We start from the raw sequence: 12,288 nt of genomic DNA on the forward strand, positions 1-12,288 counted from the left end.
ATGAGAAAAGTTATCTTGCACCTGCTGAGTTACTTACGACAATGCTCATCTGCCAATATATGTTCAACAACCGATAAAATAGTTGCAGACTGTTGAGCAGAACATTCATTAAACTGAGATTTACTTGTACGTAACCTGCACCAGTGAAACAATAAACTTTTTTAGCTAAATGAAATTGGTAAATTTCAGGACGATAGCAGCTAAGTATTGCTAAATCTACAGGTTTTAAAAACCAAGAAATTACCCAAATATAAACCCGATATAATAAATTTTTAGGTAAATACCAAAGAGTCGTTTTTTCATCTATCTGTAAATCTGTAAATTGACAGATATCTTGATATATCGAAGATTGCACCAAAATATTTGCATCAGGGGTAATAATTTCCGCTAGAGAATATTCTCGATAGGGAAGTAAACTAGGCATTTTGCCTTTCACTCCCTTGAGAAAATCTTCTAACCCTTGCAAATAAATTTCCGTCCAAAAAAAACGCCCTGTTAATGAATAGTAGATTAACTTTGCTAAAAGTAATCGAAGACGTTTTAATAACAGTTCCGGTTTGTGTTTTTGCCAACAATAACAGAGGTTACGTTCATCATAATAACTAATCCAAGGACGATGTTTAAAATCAGGTGATCTATGCCAAACAATAGATGCTGGATGAGCAGCAACAACCCAACCAGCTTGCTTTGCTCTTAAACACCATTCCACATCATCAAAGTGCAAAAAATAATTTTCAAATACTCCTATTTGCTGAATTATTTCCCGTCTAAATAATAATGAAGCCGCAGCACAAATATCTACAGATAGATAAGGTTTCTCTGCCAAAATGTCTTCTGTAGATACAATAGGAGAGTTACCCAAGTAAGTTTTTAAATGGGCTTTTTGTTCATGAATATAACTGCCTATTTCTTGAATAATCTCCGGTTGCTCTAACTTTCTAATTTGAGAACCTACTAAGCCCACTTCAGAATAATTTTGTAAAGTTTCTACTAAAGCAAGCAAAGCTTGAGTATCTAAGCGCACATCATTATCTAGTAGCCAAATGTAGTCATAATTGAGTTGAATTAAAAACTTCATTCCATGAGAAAAGCCACCAGAACCGCCTATATTTTCACCTGTTTGGAGAACCTTGACTTGGGGATAATGTTCTTCAAGATAAGCTTGTGTACCATCAGATGAAGCATTATCAACCACAAAAATATCCAGACATATCCCATTTAAATCTAGTTTATTAGTGTCTTCAATTAGCAAACAAACATCTTTAAGTTTGTTCCAAGTGACAATGATAGCTGCGACTTTAATAATTTGCATAAATCATTTATTAAAATCGATAATACCAATACCCATCCACTCTTCAGCGATATGACTAATTTCCAAAATTGAAGCTGACTGACAGTATGATAATTTGAGTTCATTCCAACATCTTCTAGTTCCACCATCTAAGTGGTCATATTCAGATGCATTAATATCGTGAAAAGCGCAAACTTTTGCATAACGACCTACATTGCAGAAATCCTTTTTCATGCCATGATATGAATGATCAGCATCAATATAAACAACATCAAATTGTGAGCCTATAAAATCAGCAGATGTAGCAGGAATAGCTTTTTCCAGCGGTAAAATAGATGAAAAATACTCCCAATCTCGAAAATTATCTTCTATATCAACACACGTATACTTAAAATTCGTGTTGAATTTAGATAAAACCGCACAGCAGAAAACAGAAAATCCTCCATACATCACGCCAATTTCTAAAAATGAACTGGGTTGTTTCTGAATACAATAAATTAAAAAATCTGTGAATTCTGTAGGAATTTGTAGCGGTCCATAGTCAGAAGCATTGAGATACTGTTGATAAGGAGAATAAAGGTTCCAGCCTTGATATGCACAACCATACTCTTTAATTTTATCTAACAAAAAATCTCTATTTGCCAATTCTTCTTTTGAAGAAGATAAGATTGATTCAATGACAACTCTACCCTTGTTTAAATCATATTCTAGTGCTTTTCTTTTGATTAAATCTGGAACTTTTTCGTTTTTATTCTCCGCAGGTGAATATTGATTTTGTGACTCTAAAATTTTATAAAGCTTTCTTAACTTTTTCGACTCAAGCTTGATATGCTCATAAGAACTTATTAATTTTTGAACTGCTGTATCTCTTTCACGGATAAAAGCACGGAGAGACTTGGGCAATTTTTGTGTAAATGATGTATATGACAAAGTATTTTTCCTCTAATAATTGTTGATAAAACCTAATAAATTTGACTAATTCTGTTTTCAAACACCGTGAGAGCAGCAGCAACAACCTGATCCATGTTGTAATATTGGTATTGTGCTAATCTACCTACAAATGTTACTGTTTCCAGCTTATCTGCTTCAGTTTTATACTGTTGAAATAACTCACGATTTTCGGGACGCGGAACAGGGTAATAAGGATCTCCTTCCGCTTGTGGGTATTCGTAGTAGATAGTAGTTTTTGGATGTTTTTGTCCAGTAATATGTTTTGACTCGACTATCCGTGTAAAATCATAATCGTTGGGATAGTTGACAACAGCAACTGGTTGGAAATATTCAACATCATGAGTTTCAAATTCAAAGCGCAATGAGCGATAGGGAAGTTTACCAAATTTATAATCAAAAAATTGATCGATGGGTCCAGTATAAATTAGATGGTCAAACTTCAGCCATTTTTCTACTTCCTGGAAGCTAGTATTTAGCATAACTTTAATGTTGGGATGTGCCAACATTTTTTCAAACATTTTCGTATAACCATGTATAGGCATAAGTTGATACTTATCACCAAAATAGCGGTTATCTTTATTTGTTCTCACGGGAATACGAGCGCAAACTGAAGCATCTAGTTCGTGCGGCCACAGGTTCCACTGTTTATAAGTGTAGTTTTTAAAGAATTTCTCGTATAAATCAGTTCCTACTTTGCCAACTACAGCTTGTTCTGAGTTTTCAATTCTTTCATATTTTTCTCTAACTTGCTCATAAAAATCTTCAATTTCTTGGCCGTTAAGATTTAGTCCATAGAGTTGGTTAATGGTATTTAAGTTGATGGGAATTGGATATAAGTCACCATCAACTTTAGCTAAAACTTCATGCTGATAAACTCGCCATTGAGTAAACTGGGAAAGGTAATCAATGATTTTTTTGCTATTAGTATGAAAAATGTGCGCTCCATACTTGTGAATTAATACTCCAGCATTGTCATAAAAATCAAAAGCATTACCACCAATATGATTGCGGGTATCAACGACTAAAACTTTGCGATCTAGGTGCGTAGCAATACAATTTGCTAGGGTGCAACCTGCAAACCCAGCACCAACAATCAGAAAGTCAAACATTCTATTGTACATAGTTTTATTGCGGGTATTTTAATTATTTTGCTTCTATTTCTAGATACTTTTCCCAGAAAGCTTGACTAGTAAATTCAGAGAATGAGTTGATATATAGCTTTTTCAATTTTGGTAATTTTAAGAGCATTACCAAGGTTAACCATAAGGCATTTATTAGCACCAAAAAAAATCTGCTTCGGGAAAATTTAACTATAAATCCTTCTTGTGTTTGTAAATTGTAATACAAAACTTTTTTAGCTCTAAAAACGTTTAAAGGTCTACTATTACCAAATGGAACAATACTATATCCCTTATCGCTCAATGTGTCGTCTGCAAAGAAAAACCAATTTGGTAAAAGATGACCATTAAGAGTTAGAAGTCTGAAAAAACGATGTAACTTGTTTTCACTCTTTTCTAGACTGGCTATATATTTGTTGTATACGAATGGTAACTGTGAATTTTTAGTTGTTTTTTCCGTAGACGTAGAAACTTCTTTATGCTTTTCCTCCGGTTGGTTAGCAACTAAAGCATCAGGACCTTTGAGAAAATCAACAGTGGCTTTGATAATGCTCTCGGCAGTTTCATATCTATAACAAAATATTTCTTTTAGTAATGGTTTTAGAAACCATTTGATCGCCTTGCTACTACTAAACTCTTTTGGAAAATACAGGCTATGATAAATCATACTATTTCTAAAAAAATAGTATTCAATGGATGGATTCTTTTTATTTTCAAAGGGTTCATGCCAAACACATATACCATTCAAAATAATAATTTTTTTCCCTATTCTTCGGCAAAATTCAACATCATCCATTTTAATGAAGAAAGGATATGGCAAGCCATAATCTTTGATAGAATTGACTGGAAAGCAAAAGAACCACCATCCACTGTAATCAATATATTCATCTACTTCATTGAATAAAGTATCTGTTAATTTTCTTAAATCCATATTGGGTTTGACAGGAATAAAACCTTTATCTCTATTCCAATAAGCTCCTTTTTCATGCTGTATGTATTTTTTATCCAATCTCAACATACTACTACCAAGACAGATTTCTTTCTGATTAGCTACGCTCAAAAAATTCCATGTTCTTTCCAATATTGCTGGCTCAAAGAGAACATCATCATCCATAAGAATAATATGTGAAAATTTATCTTGCTGCTGTAAAACTTCCAGCATTCCTCTAGCAAAACCGCCGCTTCCCCCGGCATTTTTATTAGGTATTAAATGAATTATATGACTATCAAGTTGTTCTAAAGTATTGCCATTATCAATAATAAATACTTCTAATCTCTTAATAAATTCAGTTTTTTCTAATAAGTATTCTTCTAATAATTTCATATTTTTATAAACATAATTTTCCCTTTTGTAAGTACAAATTACAACTGCAATTTTGACGTTTATATCAGTCTCTATAAAAGTAGAAAAATACCCTGCGCTAATTTGACACATATTTTCTAATGCTTCGATTTCCAGGTAGATCATTCCTGTATATGCGGATATATCGAAGTTGTCTAAAACTGTAATCTCCTCAATTTTTTGGTTGTTTATTATCTTCTGTGATAAGACGGTTTTAGTTTCACCTAATCTGTCTATATTGTAAATACTAATTTTTAAACTTCCTTTTAATTTGAGACTAGCACCTATAGTTTTAACCTTTGTATATTCTTGCCAACTATCCACATAAAAAGCATTAAAATATGTGTCAAAACTAACAATTCCACCTTGATTTAGCTCTAATGTCTGATTTTCATAGTCAAATAAAACTTGAGCATTACTTCTAAAAAATAGTTCTTCAACAGTACAAATATCAGTTCTAGGAAAAATAATATTTTGCAGATGATTAAATATCTTATTTTGAGTAATGTGACAGATAGTTGGTAATTCTAGTTGGTTAACCATAGTTTGTTTTTACTCAATTTTGATTTTATATTTCGACTCAAAATCTTCTTCAGTAACTGTTATGCCAAAACATCAATTGAAATGCCAACAGAATAAACACTTAATTCAAAACATTCTATTCTGTATTGATATTACTTTTTGCTGTTACATTTTAGGCTAATCATTTTGCAAAATGGATGTATATTTTAGGTTGTTTTCTTTTCTATAAACAGCTAATTCATTGGGAAAAATCACTTCTTCTAAATGACTTATGCTATTTTTTACACCTAAGTTATCATTTATTTATGTCTGGAAATACTGGCTAAGTATTTAACAGTAAAAATCGGGGAATCTGAAGTCGTTTTGATTCTTGATTTTCTTTTTGCTTCCAAATGTAAACTTATACATTAACTTTCCTATTGATGGTGTAATTTTACTTGGTAGCAATGCCAAAAAATGAGTTCATATTGAAAAAAGCACAGTGCATTATCCTTGATTTTCTTTGTGTGTCAAAATCGCTGATATCTCCTAAAAATGCTTTGAGTAGACAGCAGATTTTTAGCTCAATAGAAAGCTTTTAAAACTGTATTGCAAGTCTTTCCTGTAGTCTCTTGGACTGGGATGAAGTTTGTTGTTTAATGAGGATTTACACACTGACTCTTGAAATTCAGATCATCCCTATTGCTTTAACAAGGTGGGAGATATCTAAAGCTCTGTTTTTAAGCGGTTTTGAGGATCTGAGTGCGTAAGTTCTATTAATTAATGCAACGAGAGGGATATGAAAGAGGTAGGAGGTTATGAAGGAACTTACAACAAAGTTGTATCAACTCCACCTATTTCCGTTACACCCTGTAACTATAAATCCTTCAACATTTCTGCTATGTCAGCACAGATATTGAATTTTTAAACAAAACTTTACAAATATAGTACAAATATCAAGATATGCACCCTAATATCTTGACTTTAATTTATTCGGGGATGACTTTACCAGCCAAATAAGACTCTACTGCACGCTCCGCTGTTCCTATAAAATTGATTTTTCCCTTCTCTAACCAAATTATCCTTTTACAAGACTGTTTCATAAAACCCAAATCATGAGAAACTACCAAAACAGTTGCTTCTGCGTCCCAAAATCTCTCAATTCTTTGTTGGCATTTATTCTTAAAACTCTCATCCCCTACTGATAAAACTTCATCCAAAATTAAAATATCAGGTTGTACATCTGTAGCAATAGAAAAACCCAACCTTGCTACCATACCCGAAGATAAACCCTTAACTGGAACTAAAGCATAATCTTGCAATTCTGCAAACTCCAAAATAGAATGCGCTCTTGCTCGCATTTCTATTCTAGAAAATCCCAGTAGTACACCATAAAGTACAATATTATCCATCACAGATATTTCTGGATCAAAGCCTGCTCCCAGTTCAATTAAAGGAGCAATTTGCCCTTTTACTCGCACTGTTCCATGAGTAGGTTTAAGAATACCAGAAATTATTTTTAAAAGCGTGGATTTACCAGAACCATTTGCACCAATAATACCTATTTTTTCACCTTTGTTAACTACCAATTCAATTGTATCCAGCACTAATTTTCTGGCAGGTTGGCGATATTTCCCTTCTACAATAGAAAGCACTGTTTTTTTCAAGTCGTAAGAAAACTCTTCTTGTGTCCGTCGCCACAGTGAAACTTTATCCAGGCGAATTACTTCCATTACAGTAAATCCATAAATTGATGTCGCCAAATATGAAAACAAGTCCATCCCAGGGACAAAATAATGATGCCACTTAGTAAAGCACCCCAAATTAAACCTAAATCTGGCGATGTTCCTGATAATGTAATCTGACGCAGACTTTCAATTATTGGGGATAGGGGATTTAAACTGAGAAATGGCTTTACTTGTGGCGGGACAATCGCAGCCGGATAAAATATAGGGCTACTAATCCACATCACAAAGGTGACTAATTCATAAAAGTAAGGTAAATCTCTAAAAAATACATACAAGGCACTTACTAAAAATCCGATTCCTGTGGAAACTAAAATTAATGCCAGAAATGGAAACACTAACGCTAGGACATTTACTAGACTTTTAGAATTTATTAAAGTCATTAGTGACAGCAACGGAAATGCTCCCACGAAAAACTGAAATATATTAGACGCAATCATTGATACAGGAAAAACGCTGACTGGGAGATGAATTTTATTCAATAATGCGCCATTACTTACCACACTTACCAAGGCTTGGGATGTGGAAGCTGAGAAAAAATTGATTACTACTAAACCTGTGAAGGCTGCTAAAACGTAGTTCAGAATGGAGTTACCATAATAGGATGCGAAGGTAACTCCAAAAATTGCGGTGTACAACCCTGTCATTATTAACGGGTTCAACAGAGACCAATAAACTCCCAGGAAGGAACCCCTATAACGTACTTTCAGAGTCCGTGCTACTAAAACGTGCAGCAATTCCCAATAACGCTCTACTTGCAACTTAGTGAAATTGTCTTTGATAGATAGGGTCATCCTCAAGTACCACTGCACACCACAGCCAAGTTATTCGCGCATTTTATATGATTGTCAGCATTAATTGCAGCCAAACTGTCAGGATTTACTCGCAATGATCCGCAGTAATGGCATTTTTCTGTTAATTTATCAGCCCGTTGACGCTCATGATCTGCAAAAAATTTCTTTCATTACACACTATCCGGTTCAATACCTAATTCTCTTAACCTTTGAGCTAGAATAGCTGCTTTAACCTCCGCTTCATCAGCCCGTTGACGTTCGCTTTCTGCCCGTTCTGACAAAGTTGGCAACCAGCCATCAGCATTATACCAACGTAACCACAAACCCTCTGTATTTTGATAGCTTCCCTGCCATAAACCTAAACCCATTTCTATTTCTTCTAACCAGAAACGATGATCTGATAGAGTTATAGGTTCATAACGAGTACCATTGAGTTTAAAGGCACGGAAATTATTTTCGTAGCGGTCATAGATAACATAGTAAGGAACACGCAAAATTCTTTCGTATACTTCCCACTTGGTTGGTGGTTTGTTAACTTCTCGCAGGGTTTGTCCCAGGTCTTCTTGTTCTGTTCCCGGTGAAAGTAATTCAACCACTAAAAACGGATCAATACCTTCTTGCCACACAACATAACTTAAACGTAAGTCTTGTTGTTGGTTAGCATTAGCAACACCTAACACCATATACCAGTCAGGACGCTTGTACCAACTAGGATGACGGGGATCATAATAAAGGTTTAAATCACTAGCAAGCAGTATTTCTGCAAAAGTATAATTGGCTGGTTGACAAGTTTCAGTGAGTAAATCTGCTTGTATGCAATGAAATTCGTCTGGCAAACCTGATTCCCCTATTAATTCACTAGGTAAATCATACATTGTTGGCATGGTTTCTTTGGGTGAGGAGGGTGGATGATTTTGATACATATATAACGTTATTTCTAGGTTAAACTATCAGGATTTAGTCCAAGCAATGGCGAATTGCTCCGCAGAAATCGCAAATGGGATGAAATCAACTTTCATACGAACTTTTTTTGAGGTGGCGGTTAAGTTTAGTAGTAATATCTGAGAGTAATTGAATACCAGCTTGCTTACTGATTTAATTTTAAGTCATGACCAATGAAAAGAAAGTACCAGATTCCGCTACACTGAGACTTGAATTCTTGGATTGTAACTAGATATGGAAATTGGACAAAAGGTTAAGGTGTTTCGTATGCGCGATCGCGTATCTGCCACTATCGCCCAAAAATTAGGAAAAGTCGGCATTATCGAAGGCTACAAAGTTACTGACGGTGCTGGAATTGGTGTAGTAGTCAAGTTTGATGACAACTTTTGTACTTGGTTTTTTGAAGATGAAATCAAACCAGTGTAGTATACACACCTCAAAGCACAGGCACAGAGTATCTGGGTAATGTTAAGTTGGAGTTGACCAGACAGGCGGTAATTGGAACTCAAGTAATGGCCTTGATATTGACATTTTTAGGCAAAAGCGGCATCGCCCGTAGCAAAATAGCGATCGCAGCAGCCAAGCTATTGGCAACCCAAGGCAAACGGGTACTCCTAGCAGGATTAGCAGAACCAACGTTGCCAATTTTACTAGAAACTACTCTGTCTCCTGACCCCCAGGAAATCGCTCCCAACTTGCAAGCAGTACAGTTTCAAGCATCTGTACTGCTAGAACGCAACTGGGAAGAAGTAAAAAAACTTGAAGCGCAATATCTCCGCACACCTATTTTTAAAGAGGTTTATGGTCAAGAACTGGTAGTATTACCAGGCATGGACAACGCTTTAGCTCTCAATGCTATTCGTGAATACGATGCCAGTGGCAAATATGACGCGATTATCTATGATGGCACTGGAGACGGTTCCACCTTGCGGATGTTGGGTATGCCTGAATCTATTAGCTGGTATGTGCGGCGATTTCGACAATTGTTTGTTAACTCCGATTTAGGCAAAACAATTTCTGAATCACCCTTGATTCAACCTCTAATTACCAGCTTTTTTAATGTTAATTGGACAGCTGATAATTTCTCCCAACCCACCAACCAAGTTAATAATTTTCTCGATCAAGGCAAAGCTGCTTTAGCTAACCCTGAGCGCGTTGCTGCTTTTTTAGTCACAACCTCAGATCCAATTGATGTGGCAAATTCTCGTTATCTTTGGGGTACTGCTCAACAAGTAGGTTTAACTATTGGTGGTGCTATTTTAGTGTCCGATCAGCAAAACACCAACCTATCAGCAGAATTTACACCCCTACCTGTAAGCATTGTCCCTGATGTCTCCAACGGTGAATGGCAACCACTGATAGATGCTTTACCTAACTTTGTAGAGCAAGCATTACAGGCTCCCAAACCAATTGACATAGACGTGCATAATCGCCAAGTACGCCTATTTTTACCTGGTTTTGACAAAAAACAAGTCAAACTCACTCAGTACGGACCAGAGGTCACGGTAGAAGCCGGAGATCATCGCCGCAATATCTTCTTACCCCCTGCTCTCAGTGGTAGACCTATCACCGGAGCCAAGTTTCAAAATAGTTATTTGATTATTTCTTTTTAGGGACTGGGGACTGGGGACTGGGGACTGGGGATTGGGTAATCACTTTTATTTTTCCCAATCACCAATCACCAATCACCAATCACCAATCACCAATCACCCATTACATCTTATGTCTGAATCAACTCCCATTAATCAAAATCCTCAACCTATTGAGGTTGTAGAATCTACAATTCAGGAAGTAACAACCACAGAAGACCGCAATGCAAAAACTCGGCAACTTCTGGGAATGAAAGGTGCAAGTGCTGGTGAAACTTCTATTTGGAAAATTCGCTTGCAATTGATGAAACCGATTACCTGGATTCCCCTAATTTGGGGTGTAGTCTGCGGTGCGGCTTCTTCTGGTAACTACACTTGGACTCTAGAAAATGTCTTAAAAGCAGCACTTTGTATGTTTCTTTCTGGTCCATTGTTGACAGGTTACACCCAAACTATCAATGATTTTTATGACCGGGAAATTGACGCTATTAATGAACCTTACCGTCCCATACCTTCTGGGGCAATTTCTGAAAAGCAAGTAATTAGCCAATTCATTGTTTTACTATTACTAGGATATGGCGTAGCCTATACCTTAGATTTATGGGCAGGTCATCCATTTCCTAATGTTTTGATGTTGTCTATTTTTGGTACTTTTATCGCCTATATATATTCTGCACCACCATTGAAATTAAAACAAAATGGTTGGTTAGGAAACTATGCGTTAGGTGCAAGTTACATTGCTTTACCTTGGTGGGCTGGTCATGCTTTGTTTGGGGAACTCAATTGGAGAATTGTGGTTCTTACCTTATTTTACAGCTTGGCAGGTTTAGGTATTGCCATTGTTAACGACTTCAAGAGTGTAGAGGGCGATCGCCAACTAGGTTTACAATCACTACCAGTCATGTTTGGCGTGCAAACTGCCGCCTTGATTTGTGTGGTTATGATTGACTTATTCCAAGGTTTAGTTGCAGCTTACCTCGTCAGTATTCATGAAAACTTGTACGCTGCCATCTTGGTACTATTAATCATTCCCCAAATCACTTTCCAGGATATGTATTTCCTGCGTGACCCCATAGCAAATGACGTTAAGTACCAAGCCAGCGCCCAACCTTTCCTAGTTCTGGGAATGCTGGTGACAGGTTTAGCATTAGGTCATGCTGGGGTTTAACCTCCCGTAGGGGTAAAGAATCCTCTTCTCGCATTCACCTGAAAATCCCCTGTAATATATCTTTAGCTAGAAGTAGTCAACGAGGAGTTAGGAGTTATATTAATTTCTAACTCCTCACTTGTATTAGCAAATGCCGTGTTAAATTTTATATCCTTCCTAATTCATGGGATACAACCATTATTGATTCCGATTTGCTTTGTCATAGCTTGGACTATGATTATTCTGGTATTTTTGAACTTATGGACAGCAACACGAGATACGGTTAAAAATGCTCAACAAATGCACAAAATACCCTGTCATAATTGCAAATTTTTTACTAATAATTATCGTCTTAAATGTACTGTAAATCCATACATTGCGAATACTGAAGAAGCAATTGGTTGTAAAGATTATCAATCAAATTAATTATTATCTCCCTCTCCTCTAAGAGGATATCGGAGAAGTATCAAGTTTTATTCCGCTCCTCCCTTATCCCCCCTTTTTCAGCAGTATTTAGGGGAATATACAAGTATTGGATATTACAGAAAAAGTTGATGGCTACGCCACGCAAGCTATCAGACATCCTCAAATGATGTATTGATTACAGGATGGATTTCTATTGGCAGAATGATTTAGACAGTCATTGAGAAAATAATCCTGAAAATCCTTAAATCCTCATAGCGAAGCGTGGCGTTAGCCATAAATCCTGATTCTGACAGCTATACAACAGGTGATACACATCCTTGATTATGCCTAGCTGTCCGAGAGTTATTTGTAACAATTATTTCTATCTTCACAACTTCCTCAACTTTATCGACTAAATTAGACGAAGATTGAACTCGGTTCTTAAAAGCACATCTGTTTTGTT

Annotated in this window: 11 protein-coding genes; 4 read left to right on the forward strand and 7 right to left on the reverse strand. The window is 36.0% G+C overall.

Annotated features, from left to right (window positions below; genetic code table 11):
• Positions 1-10: 10 nt before the first annotated feature.
• The 7 genes from H6G06_RS01315 to H6G06_RS01345 all read right to left on the reverse strand — a co-directional run bounded on the left by H6G06_RS01315 (position 11) and on the right by H6G06_RS01345 (position 8,665).
• Complete coding sequence (locus H6G06_RS01315; RefSeq protein WP_190556304.1) at positions 11-1,312, reverse strand: glycosyltransferase family 2 protein; 1,302 nt, start codon at positions 1,310-1,312, stop codon at positions 11-13.
• A gap of 3 nt (positions 1,313-1,315) precedes the next feature.
• A complete protein-coding gene (locus H6G06_RS01320) occupies positions 1,316-2,221 on the reverse strand; it encodes a class I SAM-dependent methyltransferase (RefSeq protein WP_190556306.1) in 906 nt (301 codons plus the stop codon).
• Between the two features lie 32 nt (positions 2,222-2,253).
• Positions 2,254-3,363, reverse strand: coding sequence for a UDP-galactopyranose mutase (gene glf / locus H6G06_RS01325; RefSeq protein ID WP_190556308.1), 1,110 nt, complete (start codon positions 3,361-3,363; stop codon positions 2,254-2,256).
• 22 nt (positions 3,364-3,385) lie between these two features.
• A complete protein-coding gene (locus tag H6G06_RS01330) occupies positions 3,386-5,245 on the reverse strand; it encodes a glycosyltransferase (protein WP_190556310.1) in 1,860 nt (619 codons plus the stop codon).
• Positions 5,246-6,192: 947 nt separating this feature from the next.
• Positions 6,193-6,936 carry an ABC transporter ATP-binding protein gene (locus tag H6G06_RS01335; protein ID WP_190556312.1) on the reverse strand — a complete coding sequence of 248 codons (744 nt, stop codon included), beginning with the start codon at positions 6,934-6,936 and terminating at the stop codon, positions 6,193-6,195.
• Entirely contained in the window at positions 6,936-7,742 is an 807-nt protein-coding gene (locus H6G06_RS01340; protein ID WP_190556314.1) for an ABC transporter permease, read from the reverse strand. Before H6G06_RS01340 ends, H6G06_RS01335 begins: the two co-directional genes overlap by 1 nt.
• Positions 7,743-7,912: 170 nt before the next feature.
• Positions 7,913-8,665 carry a Uma2 family endonuclease gene (locus H6G06_RS01345; RefSeq protein WP_190556316.1) on the reverse strand — a complete coding sequence of 251 codons (753 nt, stop codon included), beginning with the start codon at positions 8,663-8,665 and terminating at the stop codon, positions 7,913-7,915.
• Positions 8,666-8,918: 253 nt separating this feature from the next.
• Between H6G06_RS01345 and petP the strand changes: the two genes are divergently transcribed.
• The 4 genes from petP to H6G06_RS27180 all read left to right on the forward strand — a co-directional run bounded on the left by petP (position 8,919) and on the right by H6G06_RS27180 (position 11,846).
• Positions 8,919-9,110, forward strand: coding sequence for a cytochrome b6f subunit PetP (gene petP / locus H6G06_RS01350; protein WP_190556318.1), 192 nt, complete (start codon positions 8,919-8,921; stop codon positions 9,108-9,110).
• Positions 9,111-9,196: 86 nt separating this feature from the next.
• Positions 9,197-10,297 (forward strand): Get3/ArsA fold putative tail anchor-mediating ATPase NosAFP, encoded by a 1,101-nt coding sequence (locus H6G06_RS01355; protein ID WP_190556320.1) that lies wholly within the window; start codon positions 9,197-9,199, stop codon positions 10,295-10,297.
• A gap of 109 nt (positions 10,298-10,406) precedes the next feature.
• Positions 10,407-11,441 (forward strand): chlorophyll synthase ChlG, encoded by a 1,035-nt coding sequence (gene chlG, locus H6G06_RS01360; protein ID WP_190556322.1) that lies wholly within the window; start codon positions 10,407-10,409, stop codon positions 11,439-11,441.
• 135 nt (positions 11,442-11,576) lie between these two features.
• Positions 11,577-11,846 (forward strand): hypothetical protein, encoded by a 270-nt coding sequence (locus H6G06_RS27180; RefSeq protein WP_338422898.1) that lies wholly within the window; start codon positions 11,577-11,579, stop codon positions 11,844-11,846.
• Positions 11,847-12,288: the final 442 nt, after the last annotated feature.

Origin of the sequence: Anabaena sphaerica FACHB-251, from assembly GCF_014696825.1 — a bacterium.
GTDB lineage: Bacteria > Cyanobacteriota > Cyanobacteriia > Cyanobacteriales > Nostocaceae > RDYJ01.

Excerpts from the sequence above, each read along its gene's own strand:
- H6G06_RS01315 (WP_190556304.1), bottom strand. The coding sequence starts at position 1,312 with ATGCAAATTATTAAAGTCGCAGCTATCATTGTCACTTGGAACAAACTT.
- glf (WP_190556308.1), bottom strand. The coding sequence starts at position 3,363 with ATGTACAATAGAATGTTTGACTTTCTGATTGTTGGTGCTGGGTTTGCA.
- H6G06_RS01330 (WP_190556310.1), bottom strand. The coding sequence starts at position 5,245 with ATGGTTAACCAACTAGAATTACCAACTATCTGTCACATTACTCAAAAT.
- H6G06_RS01335 (WP_190556312.1), bottom strand. The coding sequence starts at position 6,936 with ATGGAAGTAATTCGCCTGGATAAAGTTTCACTGTGGCGACGGACACAA.
- H6G06_RS01340 (WP_190556314.1), bottom strand. The coding sequence starts at position 7,742 with ATGACCCTATCTATCAAAGACAATTTCACTAAGTTGCAAGTAGAGCGT.
- H6G06_RS01345 (WP_190556316.1), bottom strand. The coding sequence starts at position 8,665 with ATGTATCAAAATCATCCACCCTCCTCACCCAAAGAAACCATGCCAACA.
- petP (WP_190556318.1), top strand. The coding sequence starts at position 8,919 with ATGGAAATTGGACAAAAGGTTAAGGTGTTTCGTATGCGCGATCGCGTA.
- H6G06_RS01355 (WP_190556320.1), top strand. The coding sequence starts at position 9,197 with ATGGCCTTGATATTGACATTTTTAGGCAAAAGCGGCATCGCCCGTAGC.
- chlG (WP_190556322.1), top strand. The coding sequence starts at position 10,407 with ATGTCTGAATCAACTCCCATTAATCAAAATCCTCAACCTATTGAGGTT.